Source organism: Streptomyces natalensis ATCC 27448 (assembly GCF_000935125.1).
In the GTDB taxonomy this organism is placed as follows: domain Bacteria; phylum Actinomycetota; class Actinomycetes; order Streptomycetales; family Streptomycetaceae; genus Streptomyces; species Streptomyces natalensis.
Map to the genome: position 1 here is coordinate 322,254 of NZ_JRKI01000026.1, position 17,198 is coordinate 339,451.

30 protein-coding genes and 1 tRNA gene are annotated in these 17,198 nt (G+C 68.9%); 1 reads left to right on the forward strand and 30 read right to left on the reverse strand.

Annotation, left to right across the window (positions count from 1 at the left end):
- Window positions 1-143: 143 nt before the first annotated feature.
- From SNA_RS17415 to SNA_RS38365, 10 genes are all read right to left on the reverse strand, one after another.
- Window positions 144-530 (reverse strand): hypothetical protein, encoded by a 387-nt coding sequence (locus tag SNA_RS17415; RefSeq protein WP_030064878.1) that lies wholly within the window; start codon window positions 528-530, stop codon window positions 144-146.
- Between the two features lie 126 nt (window positions 531-656).
- Window positions 657-827 carry a hypothetical protein gene (locus tag SNA_RS43230; protein WP_198535056.1) on the reverse strand — a complete coding sequence of 57 codons (171 nt, stop codon included), beginning with the start codon at window positions 825-827 and terminating at the stop codon, window positions 657-659.
- Entirely contained in the window at window positions 824-2,023 is a 1,200-nt protein-coding gene (locus SNA_RS17420; protein WP_063752474.1) for a DNA cytosine methyltransferase, read from the reverse strand. The genes SNA_RS43230 and SNA_RS17420 overlap by 4 nt, the downstream gene beginning before the upstream one ends.
- Window positions 2,020-2,325, reverse strand: coding sequence for a hypothetical protein (locus SNA_RS17425; protein WP_044365709.1), 306 nt, complete (start codon window positions 2,323-2,325; stop codon window positions 2,020-2,022). The genes SNA_RS17420 and SNA_RS17425 overlap by 4 nt, the downstream gene beginning before the upstream one ends.
- Window positions 2,322-2,672, reverse strand: a complete 351-nt coding sequence (locus tag SNA_RS17430) for a helix-turn-helix domain-containing protein (protein WP_063752476.1) — start codon at window positions 2,670-2,672, stop codon at window positions 2,322-2,324. The genes SNA_RS17425 and SNA_RS17430 overlap by 4 nt, the downstream gene beginning before the upstream one ends.
- Window positions 2,669-2,980, reverse strand: a complete 312-nt coding sequence (locus tag SNA_RS17435; RefSeq protein ID WP_030064881.1) for a zinc finger domain-containing protein — start codon at window positions 2,978-2,980, stop codon at window positions 2,669-2,671. Before SNA_RS17435 ends, SNA_RS17430 begins: the two co-directional genes overlap by 4 nt.
- Window positions 2,977-3,309 carry a hypothetical protein gene (locus SNA_RS42420; protein ID WP_157879959.1) on the reverse strand — a complete coding sequence of 111 codons (333 nt, stop codon included), beginning with the start codon at window positions 3,307-3,309 and terminating at the stop codon, window positions 2,977-2,979. Before SNA_RS42420 ends, SNA_RS17435 begins: the two co-directional genes overlap by 4 nt.
- Window positions 3,306-4,061 carry a zinc finger domain-containing protein gene (locus SNA_RS17440; RefSeq protein WP_157879960.1) on the reverse strand — a complete coding sequence of 252 codons (756 nt, stop codon included), beginning with the start codon at window positions 4,059-4,061 and terminating at the stop codon, window positions 3,306-3,308. Before SNA_RS17440 ends, SNA_RS42420 begins: the two co-directional genes overlap by 4 nt.
- Window positions 4,058-5,206, reverse strand: coding sequence for an HNH endonuclease (locus SNA_RS17445; protein WP_157879961.1), 1,149 nt, complete (start codon window positions 5,204-5,206; stop codon window positions 4,058-4,060). The genes SNA_RS17440 and SNA_RS17445 overlap by 4 nt, the downstream gene beginning before the upstream one ends.
- Before the next feature lie 22 nt (window positions 5,207-5,228).
- Window positions 5,229-6,521, reverse strand: a complete 1,293-nt coding sequence (locus SNA_RS38365) for an HNH endonuclease (protein WP_037789033.1) — start codon at window positions 6,519-6,521, stop codon at window positions 5,229-5,231.
- 155 nt (window positions 6,522-6,676) lie between these two features.
- Here SNA_RS38365 and SNA_RS17455 point away from each other — a divergent pair, with 155 nt between their 5' ends.
- On the forward strand, window positions 6,677-6,895 hold the full coding sequence (locus SNA_RS17455) for a type II toxin-antitoxin system prevent-host-death family antitoxin (protein ID WP_030064885.1): 219 nt from the start codon (window positions 6,677-6,679) through the stop codon (window positions 6,893-6,895).
- 61 nt (window positions 6,896-6,956) lie between these two features.
- Here SNA_RS17455 and SNA_RS17460 read toward each other — a convergent pair whose 3' ends face one another.
- The 20 genes from SNA_RS17460 to SNA_RS17550 all read right to left on the reverse strand — a co-directional run bounded on the left by SNA_RS17460 (window position 6,957) and on the right by SNA_RS17550 (window position 17,098).
- Window positions 6,957-7,385 carry a hypothetical protein gene (locus SNA_RS17460; protein ID WP_030064886.1) on the reverse strand — a complete coding sequence of 143 codons (429 nt, stop codon included), beginning with the start codon at window positions 7,383-7,385 and terminating at the stop codon, window positions 6,957-6,959.
- Window positions 7,385-8,446 carry a hypothetical protein gene (locus tag SNA_RS17465; protein ID WP_037789034.1) on the reverse strand — a complete coding sequence of 354 codons (1,062 nt, stop codon included), beginning with the start codon at window positions 8,444-8,446 and terminating at the stop codon, window positions 7,385-7,387. The genes SNA_RS17460 and SNA_RS17465 overlap by 1 nt, the downstream gene beginning before the upstream one ends.
- A gap of 24 nt (window positions 8,447-8,470) precedes the next feature.
- Window positions 8,471-8,545 (reverse strand) — tRNA-Leu (locus SNA_RS17470).
- Window positions 8,546-8,584: 39 nt separating this feature from the next.
- Window positions 8,585-8,848, reverse strand: coding sequence for a WhiB family transcriptional regulator (locus SNA_RS17475; RefSeq protein ID WP_030064887.1), 264 nt, complete (start codon window positions 8,846-8,848; stop codon window positions 8,585-8,587).
- The gene (locus SNA_RS17480) at window positions 8,845-9,687 is read right to left on the reverse strand and encodes a hypothetical protein (protein ID WP_044365713.1); all 843 of its coding nucleotides are present in this window, start codon (window positions 9,685-9,687) and stop codon (window positions 8,845-8,847) included. Before SNA_RS17480 ends, SNA_RS17475 begins: the two co-directional genes overlap by 4 nt.
- Window positions 9,684-9,884: a hypothetical protein gene (locus SNA_RS17485; RefSeq protein ID WP_030064890.1), complete on the reverse strand. Its 201-nt coding sequence runs from the start codon at window positions 9,882-9,884 to the stop codon at window positions 9,684-9,686. The genes SNA_RS17480 and SNA_RS17485 overlap by 4 nt, the downstream gene beginning before the upstream one ends.
- A complete protein-coding gene (locus tag SNA_RS17490; protein ID WP_030064891.1) occupies window positions 9,881-10,252 on the reverse strand; it encodes a hypothetical protein in 372 nt (123 codons plus the stop codon). Before SNA_RS17490 ends, SNA_RS17485 begins: the two co-directional genes overlap by 4 nt.
- 74 nt (window positions 10,253-10,326) lie before the next feature.
- Entirely contained in the window at window positions 10,327-10,602 is a 276-nt protein-coding gene (locus SNA_RS17495; protein ID WP_030064892.1) for a hypothetical protein, read from the reverse strand.
- 79 nt (window positions 10,603-10,681) lie between these two features.
- Entirely contained in the window at window positions 10,682-11,614 is a 933-nt protein-coding gene (locus SNA_RS17500) for a recombination directionality factor (RefSeq protein WP_044365715.1), read from the reverse strand.
- A gap of 3 nt (window positions 11,615-11,617) precedes the next feature.
- Window positions 11,618-12,460 carry a hypothetical protein gene (locus SNA_RS17505; RefSeq protein ID WP_044365717.1) on the reverse strand — a complete coding sequence of 281 codons (843 nt, stop codon included), beginning with the start codon at window positions 12,458-12,460 and terminating at the stop codon, window positions 11,618-11,620.
- Complete coding sequence (locus SNA_RS17510) at window positions 12,457-12,795, reverse strand: hypothetical protein (RefSeq protein ID WP_030064895.1); 339 nt, start codon at window positions 12,793-12,795, stop codon at window positions 12,457-12,459. The genes SNA_RS17505 and SNA_RS17510 overlap by 4 nt, the downstream gene beginning before the upstream one ends.
- The gene (locus tag SNA_RS17515; protein WP_044365718.1) at window positions 12,792-13,886 is read right to left on the reverse strand and encodes a DUF5131 family protein; all 1,095 of its coding nucleotides are present in this window, start codon (window positions 13,884-13,886) and stop codon (window positions 12,792-12,794) included. Before SNA_RS17515 ends, SNA_RS17510 begins: the two co-directional genes overlap by 4 nt.
- A 66-nt stretch (window positions 13,887-13,952) precedes the next feature.
- Window positions 13,953-14,333 (reverse strand): hypothetical protein, encoded by a 381-nt coding sequence (locus tag SNA_RS17520; RefSeq protein WP_030064898.1) that lies wholly within the window; start codon window positions 14,331-14,333, stop codon window positions 13,953-13,955.
- Between the two features lie 34 nt (window positions 14,334-14,367).
- Window positions 14,368-14,766, reverse strand: a complete 399-nt coding sequence (locus SNA_RS17525; protein WP_030064899.1) for a hypothetical protein — start codon at window positions 14,764-14,766, stop codon at window positions 14,368-14,370.
- An 88-nt stretch (window positions 14,767-14,854) separates the two neighbouring features.
- A complete protein-coding gene (locus SNA_RS42425; RefSeq protein WP_157879962.1) occupies window positions 14,855-15,007 on the reverse strand; it encodes a hypothetical protein in 153 nt (50 codons plus the stop codon).
- Window positions 15,004-15,348 (reverse strand): hypothetical protein, encoded by a 345-nt coding sequence (locus SNA_RS17530; RefSeq protein WP_030064900.1) that lies wholly within the window; start codon window positions 15,346-15,348, stop codon window positions 15,004-15,006. Before SNA_RS17530 ends, SNA_RS42425 begins: the two co-directional genes overlap by 4 nt.
- On the reverse strand, window positions 15,345-15,680 hold the full coding sequence (locus tag SNA_RS17535; protein ID WP_030064901.1) for a phiSA1p31-related protein: 336 nt from the start codon (window positions 15,678-15,680) through the stop codon (window positions 15,345-15,347). The genes SNA_RS17530 and SNA_RS17535 overlap by 4 nt, the downstream gene beginning before the upstream one ends.
- Window positions 15,677-16,003 (reverse strand): hypothetical protein, encoded by a 327-nt coding sequence (locus tag SNA_RS17540; RefSeq protein WP_030064902.1) that lies wholly within the window; start codon window positions 16,001-16,003, stop codon window positions 15,677-15,679. The genes SNA_RS17535 and SNA_RS17540 overlap by 4 nt, the downstream gene beginning before the upstream one ends.
- Window positions 16,000-16,611 (reverse strand): hypothetical protein, encoded by a 612-nt coding sequence (locus tag SNA_RS38370; RefSeq protein WP_051877196.1) that lies wholly within the window; start codon window positions 16,609-16,611, stop codon window positions 16,000-16,002. The genes SNA_RS17540 and SNA_RS38370 overlap by 4 nt, the downstream gene beginning before the upstream one ends.
- On the reverse strand, window positions 16,604-17,098 hold the full coding sequence (locus SNA_RS17550) for a hypothetical protein (protein ID WP_030064904.1): 495 nt from the start codon (window positions 17,096-17,098) through the stop codon (window positions 16,604-16,606). Before SNA_RS17550 ends, SNA_RS38370 begins: the two co-directional genes overlap by 8 nt.
- Window positions 17,099-17,198 lie beyond the last annotated feature (100 nt).

Here is a 17,198-nt window from a genome sequence, read left to right on the forward strand (position 1 = left end):
CGGCCAGCGGGTTGCCTGTCAGCGCGTCCACCGGGCCGCGGTGGCGACCGGCGGCGCCTACCGGTACTCGATCCGTACCGGGGCGAGCATCGGGCCGAGCGCCATGTACGCGAACCAGACGGCCAGCAAGGCGCACAGGAGCCTCATCGCGCACCGCCGGCCGACGGGTCGGGCGGGGCCGACTCGCCGGGCGACGGGTGGCACTCGTCCAGTGCGCGTCGGAGGATTTCCGCGGCGATGTGGAGGCCGGCTGCGATGCCGCTGTGGGCGATGGTTGCCTCGTCGCTGCGGGAGGCGGCGGTGTCGCGTTCGGCTTTGGCGTGTTCGGCTTCGATGCGTGCGAGGGCGACGTGGGCGGGGGCGACGTGATCCGGATCGCCTGTACGGCCGCCTGCCGCCCTCTCGGGTGCTTCGACGCCCTGGGCGCCGTTCTCGCTGCACGGGGCGCCCAGCGGGCCGCTGAGGGCATTCTCGGCGCCCTCTCGGTCCTTGTACTCGGTTCCGGTCGCTGGTTCCTGTCGGTGGGTCACTTCGGTGCCTCCCGTGGGGTTGTGAGGCCGCGTGACGGCCTTTGGTGGTGGATGCGGGGCCCGGGAGCCCCGCGGTCGATTGCGAGGCTCAGGCGGGCGTTCAGCGGTTCTGCGGGGCGGGCGAGGTCATCGGCGCCGACTGGCTTGGGCGGCGGCTCGGCGTGCGGCCCGGTTCGGGCGGGGCTCGGGCTGGTCATCCGGCACGATCTGCTCGCCGCTCCAGCGGAGTTCGGTCTCCCAGGGGGCGCCGGGCTTACCGGCACGCTCGCCGCGGGGAGCCGAAAAGGGGGCAGTCATGCGGCCACATCCAGCCCACCAAGATCCGCAGCCGGCATCGGAATACCAGTGGCAGCCGACACCAGGTGCGCAGCCAACAGCGGCGGCACAGCGTTGCCGACCTGTTCGAACTGCTTGGTCTTTGTGCCCTGCCACGGATAGTCGGCGGGGAACGACTGCAGGATCGACGCCTCCTGGACGGTGATGCGCACCGTGTCGGGCCCGGCGAACTGGCTCTCTCCACCAGAACTGCGGTCGCGGTGACCAGGCGGGGACAACCGATTGGTGGCGCACACAGTGGTGGCCGGCCGCTTCAGCACCCACTGGCCACCGGACTTGGCCGTGAGGGAGGGCGCCGGGACGGCCGCGGGATCCGCCGTCTGCCTGCTGCCGTCCGGGCGCTGGTCCCGGTCCGTTGCTCCCCAGCCCAGCGCGTCGGCCATGGTGACCCATACGGGCAGCGAGTCCCCGAACAGATCGACTTCCTGCCTGGTCTGACTGTGGGTGACGGTCGGGCCCGTGATCTTCCGCAAGCTTGAGGCGATGAGCACGGCCCGTGTGCGGGTCTGCGGGACACCGTGGTTGGCCGCGTTGACCTTGCCCGTCCACACCGACCAGCCCAGCCGCTCCAGTTCCCCGGCGTAGACCTCCCACAGTGGGAGAACGGACGGCACCTGCTCGAATGCCACCCACTCCAGCGGCTCACCCAGGTCGTGGGGCCGTTGGCAGATCAGCGCGTACAGGAACCGGGCCGGTTCGACGACGAGGACTGTCGCGATGGTGTCCTCCATGGCGGCGGCTTCGACCTTCGCGTGAGGCCACTGCTTGTCGGGCTTGCGGGCTTGGTTGGCTGCCTCCCGGATAGCGAGCGCCTCCGGGTAGATCTGGTCGCGCAGCTCCTGTCGGCAGTCCTCGCCGCGCATCATGCGGCGGATGCCGTCGGCCAGGACGCTAATGAACTTGCGGCCGACCCCGTTGCCGGCGGTGGAGAACTTCGTGCAGGGCGGGGACATGATCAGGCCCCAGGTTTTGCCGATGATGCGGGCGACGACGAATGTGGCGATGTCGATGCGGACGGTCATATGCCCGGCATTCTTCCGGGTCTTGCATGCGGCCTCGTCCCATTCCAGGCCGATGTCGGCGAGGCCCAGCATCCGCAGGCCCTCGGACCAGCCGCCCGGGCCCGCGAATCCGTCCACGATCAGCTTGCCGCTCATGCCGCGCTCCGTTCGTCGCTGGTGATCGGCACGGCGAGGACCGTGTCGTCGCTGGCCGTGACGGTCACCGGCCAGCCGTGAACCGTCGCCACGAACCCGGCCGGCCGGTCGCACGCTGCGGCCACCGCGGCGTAGGCCGCGGGGGACATCCGCCGGAGATCGGCTGCCGCGTACCGCTGCCAGCAGGCGTCACACGGAACGTGGCTGACGACTGTGCCGTCGCCAGCCAGGGCGCGGCGGGTGCCGTCCGGACGGGCAGCCTGAGCCACCCACAACGGGGTGCCGATCGGCAGGACGCTCATGCGGCGGTCCTCCGGGTGCGGCGCTCGGCGCGGCGGGCGTGGATGTCGGAGTAGGCGGTCAGGTCCCGGACCCTGGCCGTCGGAGGAGGGCGGAGTGCCTCCTCCAGGGCCCGGCGATTGGCCGCGGCTTGGGCCGGGGTGATCGGTTGACGCCACCGGACGTAGTCCCGCACCCGCCCCGTGGGCAGTTCCTCGGCGAACAGACGCTGCTGGGGATCGACGAGCTTTCGCGCCATCGCTTGGCGGGCCCGGTAGACGGTCATCCGGTGGCAGCCAAGCCGGTGGGCGATGTGTGCGTCGGTGTGCCCACCGGCGATCAGCGCGGCGATGTCGCTACGGACCTTCATGCCGCCATCTCCTGGGCTTCGACATGGCGGCGGGGGTGGGTGTCGCCGTTGCGCAGCGGCCAGCCGTCGGCGTGGCACGGCACCCCGGGGGTGACCTGGCATTCGGGACAGCAGGCCACGGCCTGCGCCCAGCTCGAGATCCGCTGCGGGTGCGGCTGCGGCATGAGGCGGCGCTTACTGGGCGTCGTGCACGGCCGGTGCGCATGGGCCCCGCAGTGCGGGCAGGGAACGGCGCGGGCAGGGTGCTGCTTGGCGCGAAGGCTGTGGCGAATGCCGTCGGGCATCGGGGCGGCAGGGATGTGGTTCATGTCTGGCTCCTGGGGTCAGTGCGGCGGCAGGCGGGGCATGGACAGGGCGGGTCGACGGTGCGGAGGTTCGCGCCGGCCTCGAGCCATTCGCGGTACTCGGCGAGAGCACGGGAGCACTCGGCCGCATCGGGCTGGGCTGGCGGGCGACTGGGTGGCCGGGTGCCAGGTGGCCACGCCCCGGGGCGCCGGCCGGGCGACGGGGCTGCGGGCGGCTGGGTGGCCCCGACCTCTCGACGGTTCTTGCCGGTGGCGATCTGCTGGCGCATGAACTCCTTGAAGTCACCCTGCTTGCGCATCGCCCGGATGTCGTCAGGGTCGAAGTCGGTCATGACGCCTCGCCCTCGGGCTCGACAATCTCGGCGTCGGGGATGTGCTCCTCGGCCTGCATGCGAGCCAAAGCAAGCCGGGACGCCTCGCGGCGGCGCTCTTCCTCGCGGGCCCGCTGCGCCGGATCCGTCGCCGGCCGCCCGGATGCCGCGGCGAGACGGGCCGAGTGCGGAGTAGCCCTCGGCTTGCCCATCGGCTGCTTACGGCTACCGCCCGGCGTCTTGCACGGCCGGCCGATCGCCGCCTGGCACTGCGGACACTCGACGCCCAACGGGCCAGCCCGGCGCACCGCGTCGGCGAGCGCCTCCTCGTCCGAGTCGGGAACGTCGCGGCCGACCGTGTAGCCGCGGGCCTCCAGCCCCCTCGCGAACTCCGGGTGCGGGCCACCCTCAAGCGCCAGCCGGCCAGCAGCCGGAGCAACGCGGCCGGAGGCTATGGCCTGCACCTGGCCGCGGTACCGGGCCAGGTACTCGGCAGTCGACTCATCGCCGATCGGCTCGTACTGGAAGTTCTCTAACCGCTGCGACCGGATCTTGGAGCGAAGCGTGCGGACGTGGTGCGGCAGGATCCACAGCTTGCCGTCAGGATCCTTCGGGGCGGTCGTGTAGTAGCTGGCGACGGCCGCCTTGGCGTCGGCATCCAGCGGCACGTCGTGGAGCGCGGCGGCCCAAGCCACCGCTGCTCCCTGGCTCGGCTTGCGGTTGTCGAACGCTGCGCAGTGGCCCAGCAGTTCGGCAGCTTCTCGTGGATTCATGCAGAGTCCTCGGTCGCGGTGTCGTAGTCGGCTAGGGAGGCAGCGACGGCGCCCCAGCCGGCGAGGTTGGTGTCGGTGCCTGGCAGCGGCTGGCCGGAGGCGAGGGCGATGACGTTGCTGGGGTTCTGGGTCTGACGAAGTTCGGAGAAGGCGAACTGGAGGGTGCCGGCGCTCACGGGCTTCGACAGGAAGCCGAGGCGTTCAAGGGCCTGCCACAACTCGCTGGAGGTGGTGCCGTTGGCAAGGGTTTCGGCGATGACCTTGCGGACCTGGCGCTTGTTGTAGGCGTTGCCGCGGGCGTACCGCTCAAGGAAGGCGTCGGTCATCCGGTCTTCGATGGCCCTCTCGCCCGTCTGCGAGACGGTGGGGCTGGCGGACGACTGCCGGGGGGTAGGGGGGGTTCCCTTCCCTTCCCTTCCCTGTTCCCTTCCCTTCCCTTCCGTCAGTGAATGGTTCAGTGAAGAAATCTCACCGTCCGTATCCATGAAGGGCTCAGGATTCACGTTTGCGTGAGGTTCATTCACTGAATCATTCACTGAACGATTCAGTGAATCGTTCAGTGAATCCTCAATGCCTGCCAGTCCCGCGGGCGGAATGAACTCCTCCCCGTCGTGGCAGTCCTGCCTGCTCCTTGCACACACCTGGTGCACGGCACGCACGTTGGACGGGTGATCAGTGCCCCCAGCGGCCACCGGGCGGATGTGGTCGACCCAGAGGTTGTGGTCGTCGTTGGCGACCAGTCGGCGCGGGATCTCGCCGCCGCACAACTGGCACATCCATCCGTCGCGACGGGCGTACATCTCCCGCACCTGCCACGCTCCTGTGGACGGCGGCGGCAGCTTGCTCTTCTGAGGCCGGTTGATCCGTTGGTGCTTACGGAAGTTGACGACCACTGCCATCTGCTGCCGCGCCGACCCTCCGATGAACGGGAAGACGAGACCCGTATCCGTGAGGCACTGCATCAGCTTGCCGACGTCGCCGATCGTGAGGTCGTCGTCGTACATGAACGCTTGCGCCTTGATGTAGGCCGGCGTCCACCGGAGGATCCCCTCGTCGTCCGCCATGTTGAACGTCGCAATGAACAGCAGCCGAGCGTCGCGCGGCACAACGCCGAGGAGCTCGTCTTCCCAGAACTCCGGCTTCACAGTGCGGATGCGGGGCATCAGTTCACGCCCCCGCCATCGGCTGGGCGGCGATCTCGAAGACCGACAGGTTGCGGGTAATGGCAGTAGAAAGATCGGTGTCCTCGTATGCGCCGGCAGCCGCAGCGGCGGCCCACAAATCGTGGACTCGGAATCCGCCGTCACCTTGGATTCGATCGATCGACCGATTGACCGCTTCGCGCTCCTCCACGCTCGGCCAGCGGTGGCTAGTCGCAGCAGACGATGCAGCCCAGAAGTCGACGGCGCGCTGCCGTGCCCACTTCACGTTGGCCGACTCAAGGTGATCGACGTCGAGCCCGAGGTACAGATGCGGGGTCAGGTGGGATCCGGCAAATGCTGCAGCGAGATGGATCTGCTCGGTGCTCGCACCGGACCTCGCAAGCGCGGAACAGGACTCGGTGAAGGCCTTGAACTCGTCCGTCGACGGCCTCGCCCCGCTACTGGCTGCCCACGCCGACTCCCAGATGTTGAGGGTTCCCATGTGGCGGGCTTCCGCCGCGATGTCGGCGAGGCCTTCCGGAATACTCGAGTACCCGATCCAGGCAGCGTGCTTTGCCGCCCTGATGATCTCGTCGGCGCCGATGCTGTCTTTGACTGCCTCGACGACGCCCGCTCGCAGTTCTGCTTCCTGCGCATCCGTAAGGGCTTCGCAGGTTTCGTAGCGCCACACCTCGAGGGCAGCCGCCGCCAGGGCCTCAGGAAGCGGAGACAGCTCAGGCTGGGGTGCGTCGGGAGCGACGATGCGCCGGGCTTCAGCCTGCAACGCGGTGACCTTGTTCCAGGCAATGCCGCAGCAGTAGCGGAAGGTATTCTCCGGCTTGACCTTCTCGTTGGTCATGCCGATGTCGACGATGTCTCCCCACATCCAGGTGGGGACACCGGCGACGCGGAACCGGTCCATGGCCGGCTTCCAGTCGTTCGGGAGCGGCACCTCCTTGGCCTCACCCTTGCCGACATGCCAGCGGTTCCATTCGGCGAGGAAGGCGTCGCGGTATTCAAGCTTGGGGGTTTCCTGCTTGCGCAGGTTGTCGGCTGCCTGCTTCATGGCGTCGGCCCAGCGGAGGGCGTCCTGGCTGACGTTGTCGACGTGGTGTGCGTCGGGGCTCGCCGAGCTTTTGCCGCTGTTGCAGTCCTGGCATGCGGTGACGAGGTTGTCGGGGGTGTCGGTGCCGCCGAGCGCGACGGGGGTGACGTGGTCGATGCGCAGCGGCACGTCGGGGGCGGTGGCGCCGCAGTAGCGGCAGGTGTGCTGGTCCCTGCGGAGGATCTCGTAGCGGAGTCGCTTGGAGACGGCCATTGGTGGGTTCCTTCGGACGGTGCGGTTGATGGCGGGCGCGTGGAACCAGGCCCTCAGGGCGGTCGCTTGTCGCGGCCCTGGCGCATCGGAGGCTCGTGTACATAATAGCGCTCACCGCGCTCATGTACATCACGTCTGTGAGGTACACTGCCGACATGACCGCGCTGAAGAAGGAGCACCAGGAGAAGATCGCGGACGTGCGCAACGCGCTCGCCGATGCGATCGAACGAGCCCGCTACTACGACGAGACGACTGTGATGACGTCCCGCGGAAAGCGTGTGGCCGTCCTGGTCGGCATGGACTTCTACGAGCGCGCCTTGGAAGCCCTCGGCGAGGAACGCGTCCTCGTCCCCAAGTTGCCTGCCTCCGACTGACCTCATCCCTCTCCCCTCCCTTCCTCGCCCCGTGGTTTCCGTGGGGCGTTGTTGTGTGCGGCTACAGGTAGGTGCCGGTGAGTGGCGCGTCGTGGGTGGTGCGGGGCGCTGGGGCAGTGGGCTGGGGCGCAGGCACGGATGGGGCTGCGGGTGGAGGGCCTGGGGGAGGTCCGTAGTGGTCGCCGAACACATCGATCCCGTCTGGGCCGGCCAGTAGGGCCGCGGCCGCTATGCCCTCGACCAGGTCCTGCGTCGTCCGTGTCACGACGTCACGCTGTCTGCCCTTGCGCGGCGTCCTGTCGGAGAACAGCAGGGCGTCACCGCGTGCGCCCAGGGAGGCGCCACCACGGCGGGACGTGCCGATCAGCCACGCCTCGCTCACTTCACCGCGTGCGGCCCGGTACTCGAGGTCGCGGATCATCAGCGGCACCGCGAGCTGGAGGAATTCCCGTAGCTGCTCGATCGGATTGTCTGGCTCGGGCTGGCGCATCAGGCCACCGCCAGTTCCTGCTTGTGCTGCCGTCGCGCCGCACCACGGGCACGCTCGCAGGCCCGGCAGCGGCGGGACTTCCGGCCGTCCTTGCCTCGCCGGGTGTAGCGGGTGTTCTCCGGCGTGTACTCGTGGTCTTGCGGGCAGTGGGTGGACACGCCGGCCCGGGATGCGACGCGTCGGTCTGTGCCCTTGGTGGGTGGGGCGGTCTCGGGCGAGAACCATAGGTCGCGGAAAGTGCCACGGCCGAGTCGGATGCGGGCGGTGAGCGTGCCGTACTTCAGGCCGAGACTCTCGGCGGCCCGCTGGTAGTCTTCTTGGGCCGCAAGGGCCACTACGGCTTCTCGCTGGTGCTCCGGGAGGGTGGCAAGCACCTGGTGGACGGCGATGCGTTCGGTTAGCTGCTCGTCGGCCGGGGGAAGGGATACCGGTCGCCAGTAGATGGCGAACCGGGGGGCGGTGGCCACTGCGTACCTCTGCCTGTTCCCGTAACATTTGTCTTCGTCAATGAGTTGAGGCTGCCAGTAGGCAGCGAAGCGGCGATCACAGTCATCCCGCTCAACGTAGTCACGGGGAATTCCGTAGAGATGCCGCTGCTCACGGATCTCCGTGTAGATCGCCTGCCATCCCACGCGGGTCAGCTCGTTCCAGCCGGGCGGGGTTTCGGCGGTGCAGAGGTGCTCGGCGATCGCTGACCATGCCGTGTCGTAGCGGGTGATCATGTCGGATGACAGGGACCGGTCGGCGGCGCATGCGGTGCGGGCCAGGGCGTGCAGGTCCCGGAGTGTGTAGCCGTGTGCGACGTGGTCGGGTGCGCTGGTGTCCGGGGTGGGGGTGGGCTCGTGCTCGATGGGCTTGAGGGCGAACTGCCCGACGTGTGCGTGGTGCTGGACGATGCTTCCCGTGAGCGCCGCGAAGTCGAGCTGGATGTCGACCTGTCCGCCGAGGAGTCCGCGGGCGTGCCGGTGGATAGTGGCGGCAAGGTCGGTGGGACTGTCACCAGTGACAGTGCGGCGGGTGGATGGGTGGCCGGTTGGGGTGATGGTGAGCTGGTAGTCCATAGAGGTCTCCGGTTGTTCTGGGGGTGCCCGAGACGGGAGTCGAACCCGCAGCTGAGCGGTGTTTAAGACCGCGGCGTCTTCCAGTTGCGCCACTCGGGCCTGGTGCCCCGCGGCTCTGGCTGCGGGGCGTTGTTGCGTCTAGGCGGCGTTCGGCCGGTGGCGGGTCTTGTCGATGGCGGCTCGTTCGCGGGGTGTTTTGCCTCCGCGGATTGCGCTCCTCATCTGGGGTGGCAGACCCAGCTCTTTGGTGAGGGCGTCCTCTAGGCAGGTCGTCTCGACGGGGCATCTGGCGCAGGTGGCTTTGGGCTCCCGAACCGTGGCCGAGTTGCAGACGTCGGGGGCGAAGAGGTCCGGGTCGATCTGGGCGCAGAGGGCCTGGTCGCGCCAGTCGCGGCGGCTCATGCGGCGACCTCCAGGTTGCTGACGCTGGCCATGGCCGGCTTGGTGAAGCGGTCCTTGCGCATGTCGCGGAGGAGGTCGTGCACGTAGTCGCGGGACATGCCGAGCCGGTTGGCGATCTCGTGCTCGGGGATGTTGAAGGAGGCGAGGTGCTCGATCTCGGCGCGGCGAAGGGCTGCTAGTTCCCGCCGGTTGTCGAGGTCTACGACGTTCTGGTCTGTCTCGGGTGTCGCGGCGGGGTCGTCGATGTTGTCGTCCCAGGCGGCCACGGACTTCCAGCCGAGCCGGGCTGCTCGCGCTTTGGCTTTGCCGTCGGTGCCGGGGATTGCACTGAGGCGCTTGTAGGCGGCAGCCATGCCTTCAGCGACGGCTACGCGAACAGTTGGCGGTTGCTTGTCGAGGAGTCGCCCGAGGTGGTTGACGGCCATGGGGACGCTGGCTGCGATCTTGTAGTAGGAGTGACCGATTGTGTGCAGGGCTTGAGCTCGACGGATCGTTCCGGTGCTGTCAGTCACGGCGTGGAAGGGGGTTCCGGTGGGCCCGGCCGAGGCGAGGATGCGGGCGGCCACCTTGGGCGCGACGGTGGGCTGCCCGGCGAGGATCTTGCTGATGTCGCCGCTGCTTCCGCCGACGACGGTGATGATCTGGGTGTGGCTGTAGCCCTGGTTGCTCCACTGCTCGAGGCGCTGGCGCACGGGTGTGGCGTCCACACGGATGGGGCGGTGGATGGTGGCTACTCGGTATTGCTTGCAGTAGCGCTTGTTGGCGTCGATGCATTCGGGGCGGCGGCATCCGCGGAGGTAGCAGGCGCGTTCTCCGTGCTGAGGCGGGGTGCGGGTCACGGTCGGGGCTCCTTCCGGGTGTTGCGGCGGCGTCGGGCGGGGTGGCGCCAGATGCGTTCGAGGGCGGCAAGTTCGGGGGCGAGTCGGTTGCGGCGGCGGTTGGCGAGGTGGGTGAAGGCGGCGGCGATGAGGAGCGGGGCGACGATGAGGAGGGCCGCGGCGGCGAGGGCGGCAATGTGCGCCAGGTCGGCGCTCACGCGGCGGCCTCCTTGGGCCGGGCGGCGCGGGTCTCAGCTATGACCAGGCCCTTCACCGACAACCGCCAGACAGAGATGCGATGGCCGTGGGTGGGGCCGCTGGTGGACGGCACCATCTGCCCGGTGTGCTCGATCACGCCAGCGGTGCGCAGCGAGTTGATGGCGGCACCGAGGTAGCCGTGCGACAGCTCGGGCAGCACATCGCGGAGCTGATTGCAGTCGAATGTGTCGTTCGCCAGGCCGAAGTGCCAGACAGCCTGCTCGACGATGAAGCGGTCCCAGTCGCCGGTGCGGGCGACGATGTCGTCGAGCCGGATGTCCTTGTCGGCGGCGGCCAGGCGCTCGGCCGGGGTGAGAGAGCGAGGCATTGAGGTTCTCCGATCGAGGGGGATCCTGGAGGGGTGGGCTGGCCCGCATTGCCCGCGGGCCGGCCCGGGGTGCCCTACTGGGCGGTGCCGTGCTGCTCGAGTTCGGCGTCCGTCATCAGGTCGTGCGGGATCTGACCGATGCGGAGAACCTCGCGGAGGTCGGCGGCGGTCTTGCGGTAGGTGGTGGCACGTTCGAACTGCTGCAGCTGCGTCGGGGTGGGCTCATCGATGAACAGGTCGTCGCCCCCGAAGTCGGGCGCCGACTTGGCCATCTGCTCCCACCGGTCAGCGAGGCTGGTGAGGGTGGTGCGCAGGTCGGCTTCGGCCTTGTGCATGGTCTTGGCGGTCATGGTGGTTGCCTTCCAAGGTGTGGTGTGCTGGGGTTCTGAGCCGGCCGCATTGCCCGCGGCCGGCTCAGGCGCGTGCGGGCTAGGCTGTGGTCTCGACCACTTCGGCGGGGTAGGCGCCGTCCTCGTCGGGCCCGGCTTCCTCGGCCTTCTTGCGGTCGGAGATGGCCTTGAGTCCGGCGATCAGGTCGTTGTTGAGGTGGCCTGCGGCGTGGGCTTGGCGGTACACGTCGCCGACGTCGTCCGATGTGAGGGCGCCCTCGGCGAGCGCCAGGTAGTCGGGGCGCCCCGCCTCCAGTGCGGGGGCTGCTGCCTGAGTGCCCGGGTTGAGGGCCATGGCGCTCGTCATCGGACCGGCGAGGGCCTGCCGCGGGGTGACGCCACGGAGTTCGACTACGACGACGGGGAACTTCTTCGTCTCACCGTTCGACACACGCTGCCGTGGCTCGATGCGAAGGTTGACGGGGACGAACCCTTGGCCGTTGGTTCCGGCGAGGACCATGTCGACCATGCCGCCCCACTCCTGCGCGGCGTAGAAGCTGTGGGTCTCGGCCCGCCACATGCCCATACCGGAAAGGTCGGGGAGCATCACGTTCATGCGGGACGTGGTGGAGCAGACGGTGCCCTTCTTCTGCTGGTGCCAGTCCTCACCGAACTGCCGGGCGCACAGGCAGGGCTGGCGGGACAGGAGCTCGGTCTGACCGTCGCACCGGCGCTGGCAGCCGCCCTTGGACCACATCTCGTTGTACTGGTTCAGCGGGTCGCCGGGCGTGATCAGCGCCTCGATCGACGAAGCCTTTGTGATGACACGCCACTGCGTGATGGTCGAGTTGAGCGGCTGCCACTGCTCAGGGGCGCCGCCCCACAGTTCGGCTGCCTTGCTCACGTGTTCTTCGCTGTGTGAGGTGACGACCCAGGTAGCTGACCGCATGGGCCGGTTGCCTTGGGTGTAGCCGGTGCGGAGGCGTCCGTGCTCGGCAGCGCGGCGCTGGATGTTGAGGAGTCGGGAGCCCATCGGTCAGGCCACCTTTCGGAAGTTGCGCCACCGTGCCGGGACGGGCTGGTCGGGGGCGAGGAGTGCCGGGTAGGAGGAGGGGGCGGCGTGGTGCCAGAGCGCGTTGACGAGGGCGCCGCGGAACGCCTTGTGGGCGTCGCGGTCGGCGGGCATCTCGACGAGGGCGTGGGACTTGGCCCGAAGGTTGAGCACGCCGGTTCGCTGTATGGCCGGCATTGGCTGCTCGGTGTCGTCCGGCAGGAGGACCGTCTCGCAGTAGCGGAGCGCGGCCAGTTGCTGTGTGTTCTCCGGGTAGACGGACTTGGCGGAGCGGGTAGCCGACGTCTTGTAGTCGATCAGCCACAGTTCGAGGGCCCGGTTCTTGCCGGTCGGCAGCCATGTGAGGAGGTCTGCGGTTCCGGCGTATCCGAGGCGCCGGTGCAGGCACGTGATTTCGGTGGCTTCGACGTGCTTGGCCGTGTCGACTCCCCAGTAGGAAAGCCACAGGTCGAACTGGGCGAGGTAGGGGGCGACTTCTGGATCGTTGGCGACGGGGGCGCTGAGGAGTCGCAGCTCGCATGCTTTGTGGATGCGGTCGCCGAGGTCGGCCGCAGTTTCGCGGGCGTCGCGGTGGACCTTCTTGATCTGCCTGGTGAGGTCGTCCCGGCCGGTGATGGCGCGGCGGGCGACCTCCATGCGGTGGTCGAGGATCCACTCGACGGTGAGCTTCACCGCCCAGGGCATGAGAGCCGGCTTGTTGACGGAAGTGGCGAGGACGTTGGTGACGGAGACGAGGTCGGGGCCGCCGGCCGGATCGGTGTAGTAACGGCCGTGGTCGGTGTCGTTTGCGTGGCGTGGGTTGGTCACAAGGCACCGCCCAGGGGCACGGGCCGTGCGCAGGGCTCGCACAGGTCGTCGTCGGTAAACGGGCCGTCTTCGTCACCGCACCGGGTGCAGCGGATTGGCTGCTGTTCGGTGAGGTCTTCGTCGCACTTGGCGCAGCGGGAGTGGGCGCCGGTGATCGCGCCCATTTCGTCGTGCAGGTGGACGAGAAGGACGTCGCCGCCGCAGCCGGCGTGTCCGATGTCCTCGGCGCGGTAGGTGCGCTCCAGGCCACCGCCCCAGTCCTCGGTGTTGATGAGGGTCCAGTTGATGTCGTCGGGGATGTTCGGCATGGGCGTGGTCTCCTTGGTGGTGTTCACACCGCCGCCTCAGTGGCTCGGCCCACGGGGAACTGATCCCAGGTGCGGCCGTCGAGCTGGCGGCCGGCGTTCTTCTTGCCGACTCGCCGCATTTCCCAGCGGTGGCCGAGGTCGTCGATCGGGTCGCCGACGAACACGCATCCCTTGTCGCGAGCGCCGATGGCCATGTAGCCGGTGGGCTGGTAGGCGCCCCACTGCTTGAAGAGGAACGGCACCTCGGCGGCGGCGCACTGGTCGCGGAGGGAGCGGGCCCAGTCTGGGCTCATAGGGCGGGCTCCGGGTCCGGACTCGCCTCCGGCGATGACCCAGCCGATCGGCTGCTCGTTCGGGCGGCCGTTGCCGGTGTGGCTGCCGCTCCACATGCCTTCGGCGCCGCAGTTCGGGCAGTGCCGCTGGAGTGGGCCGGAGAAGTAGCGTCGGCATGACGGTTCTTGGCAGCGCCAGCTGGCCGTGCCCTCGGGCATCCAGGCGGACAGGTCGACCGGCCCGAGCAGTGGCTCGCAGGACAGGAACCGCACCGCGGCCGGGGTGTCGACCAGGGCGGGGATGCGGAGGTTGGCACGCTTCTGGTCCTCGACGCTCACCCCGAGCCACACGTTGCGGAGCGGCTTGGCGAAGTCGCTCCACCACTGAGAGGTCTTCTGCTCTCGCTCGTAGCGCGCCAACGGCGTCGCATCGTCGGCGACGAGGGCTGCCTGCTCCTTCTCGCACAGCAGGCGGAAGGAGCTGCTGCCGACCAGCGACCGCATCCGAGCATGGCGCTTGGTCAGGATCTGATAGGTGTGCTGCGGCGTGAGCGCCATGACCGCCCACACGCGGGCGATGTAGTCGTCGGGGATGTCCTTGTGGAACAGGTCGGACATCGAGTTGACGAAGACCTTGCGTGCCTTGCGCCACCTCAGGGGGATCGTCATCCGCTCCGGTCGGAGCGTGATGTCGAAGCCGTTCTCGAAGTAGTGCCCGAGGGTGCCGCGCCAGCGCTCGGCGAAGGTCTCCGCATAGCAGTTGTCGCAGCCGGGCGAGACCTTCTCGCAGCCGGTGACGACGTTCCAGGTGGCATCGGTCCATTCGATGCCGGTGGTATTAGCCACTGTGTGTTCTCCTTGGTTGGTGGCAACCCCGCCCGATTTGGGCGGGCGGGGTTGCCATGCAAGGGCTTAAGCGGCGGCCTTGCGCTGCGCGGCCATGTACTGCTCGTCGGTGTAGCCGTCGTGCTCGTGAGCGAGATCCAGGACCGCCTGCTTCTGCACCCGGGGCCGGTCGGTGATCCAGTCGACGAGCGGACCGGCGGCGTTAGCAAAGGCCGTTGCCGCTTCGGGGCTGCGGAAGCTAATGGGGATGCGCTTACCGCTGGGGGCGTGGGTGACGCTCCACCAGTCCTTCTCGACGGCGAGGGGGCCGAGAAGCAGTGGGAAGACGACCAGGCCGGCCGTCTCGGTGAGCTGGGCGTGGATGGTCTGCCGAACGCGCATGGTGCCGCCGTCGTCCAGCGGGAGATTGATCACGGCTGCGACGGGGATGCCTTCTGTTTCGGGCATGGCTGTCCCTTCGAATGGCGTGCGGTGGGGTGTTTCAGGCGGCGGAGGGGCCGCGCTGCTGCAGCGGGATGACGCGGGCGATCGGCTGTGTGCGGGCGGCGAGTTCGCGGCGGAGGCGCTCGTTGTCGGCGGCCCGCTCCTGGTTCTGGCGGTCGACGCAGGCGTTGACGCGTCCGACCTCGGTGGCCCAGTTGATTGCCTGCTCAAGCTTGGCCAGCAGGCGCTCGCGTTCAGCGGCGAGATGGTCGATCGTCTCCATCGCGGCCACCTGTCGTTCGAGGGCGACTGCGGCTTCCTGGCGGAGTTGGGTGTTGGCGTCCCGCACGTCGGTGATCTCGCTGTCGAGGCTGCGGAGTTCCCGCTCGATCCGGGCGGTCTCCCCACGGGATTCAGCAAGCTGTCGACGGAGGCGGAGAATGATCCGGATGGTCACTGGTCCTCCTTCCTGTTGCCTCGCTGGGAGGCGACGATCATTGCGGCGGCGATGGCGCCGAGGACGGCGGCGATCCACTCGGGGGCGGTCACGACGTGACCTCCCCGTCATTGGGCTCGCCGACCGGCTCCGTGGCGCTCTTGGCGTCGAGCCGCTGGCAGTACGCCTCGTAGGACTCGGTGAGTCCGTCGGCGAGCGAGCGCGCGAAGTCGGGGTCGATGGCCCGCGGGGTGGCGGTCATGCCGCCGCCGCCAGAGCCATCGCCGGGGCGTCCTGCCGGTGGTGCAGGGTGAGGACGATGGCGATCCCGTCGATCGTGGTGTGGGTGCTGGACACCCACCCGCCGAACTCGACCCGGCGGGTGTGCACCCCCGCGGGCGCGATGTCCAGCGCCCGCAGCCACGCGTCGAACGCGTCCGGCTCGCCGTGGAACGACAGGTCGATGGTCACCAGCGCCGACAGGTTGATGTGGCCCCGTACATGAACCTCGGCCGCCGGCAGGTCCGTTGCGGCCTCGGCAACCTGCGACAGGAGGCTGTACGCGCGGCTTTGGTCGCGGGCCGTCAGGAGGGTGCTGGTCACGAGATGCCTCCGAAAACGTCGGCCGGAGTTGGCCGGATCGGGCGGGTGAACGTCGGCCGGGCCGGCATTTGGTGCAGGGGCCCGTGCCAGTCGTGCAAGTCCTGGAGCGGCACCGCGGTGAGAGTCGAGATGGTGGGCAGGAAGTGGCCGCGCAGGTCCCGGCGCCACGACCGCATCAGCGGCTGCCCGGTGGTGTCGCGTTGGCCGGTCCACTCCCACGGGATGCCTGTCGCATCCATCTGCTGGTGCCGCAGGTCGATGACGGTGCCGTCGGCGAGGGCTGCGTACCCGCCGGCCGCCGGGGCGGCGGTCAGGTCGTCGATGATGGTCACGACGCCTCACCGCCCTCGATCACGTCGATGTGAGTGAGGCAGATGCCGCCGGCGTAGCCGTCGACGGAGACGACAGGCTCACCGTGGCCGAGGATCCACGCCGAGGTCCGGGTCGTGGTCTCCAGCCGCGTGCACGGGTCGGTTTCCCCGTAGGTGCGGCCTTCGTCGACCCTCTTCTGGTGGGCGACTGCGACCGGATGTTCCGGGCGGATGCCGGGGTACGCCATCACACGCGTGCCGACCGGGTGGCGGGTGTTCCAGGCGTCAGCCTCGCGCTGGCCCTTCTTCTTCTCCGCTTCGAGCCTTGCTCGGTAGCCGCTCACGCTGCCACCGCCTTCCGGGCGGCGTCGTACAGGTCGATGCCGCGACGGATCGCGTGGCAGCAGTGCAGGAAGCCCGGCGTGTAGTCGCTGAAGTCCCACTCCCAGGTCTCGCCGAACGTCCAGCCCTCGTAGCGGAAGTCGTCCAGCTCCTTGCGGGCGCCAGCCTCGTGGCTGATGTCGCCCCACTCGAAGATGTCGCGAGTTACCTCGGCGCCGATGCCGCGCGGGGCATCGCCCTCACGGATTGCCCGGACGACATGCTCCTTGACCTGGCGCTCGAACAGCTCGTCGCTGAACGCCTCGACCTCGTCGCGTCCGGCGCGGACCTTCTCCTGCCAGTAGCTAGGGTTGATCTCGCCGCTGAACGACGTGTTGCGGAACAGGTCGAACATGTCGGGGGTGGCGTCGATGTCGAAGTGGAACGTCCAGCCCGCCTTGACGACGAGGTTGTACGGCCACGTGATCAGCTCGAAGGCGTGGAAGCCGCCGCGCTCCGCGCTGGCGAATCGCAGGTGCCGGTACAGGCCGTCGCCGTGCAGGACGATCATCTGGTGCTGGGCGGTGTCGCGGGCGAAGCGGGCCGCGATCTCCGGGTAGTCGTCAGCCACGGCCAGCCTCCTCGTCGACGTCCAGGGCGTCCTGGCAGTTGGGGCACAGGCCGGTGATGCGGTACTCCGCCTCGTACTGCGCGGCCTCGGCCTGGGAGCGGAACAGCCGGGTGTCGGCGATCTCCGCGAGGGGCCGACCGCAGCCGATCGGCGGCATCAGGCAGCGACCCTCACGCGCCGCCGTGGCGGGCAGGTCACCACCCGACAGGGCGGTCAAAACGTCTTGGGTGGAAGTGCTGTTCACCTTCGGGTGCGCAATGCCGGGGAGCGGGAAGCTCGTGTCGAGGTCGGCGTCCAGCCAGTGCCGCTGCTCAGCCAGCCGGCCATCCGTCAGCGGCATCCGCTGCTGGAGACGGTCCAGTTCGTAGGCCGTGCGGAGCTTGATCTCCCGCTCCACCTGGGCGGCATGCATGTCCAGGTCGGAGATGCGGCGGAGAGCCGGGGTGGAAGAGTTGGGTACCGATGCGGATGCGAAGATGGCGTTCATGACGCCTGCCCTTCTTTGATGTGTGTGGGTGGTGCGTCTAGGCCCCGCTGCCGGTGTGTGAGAGCCCGGCGGTTGGGGCCGTTTGCCGCTAAGCGGCGGG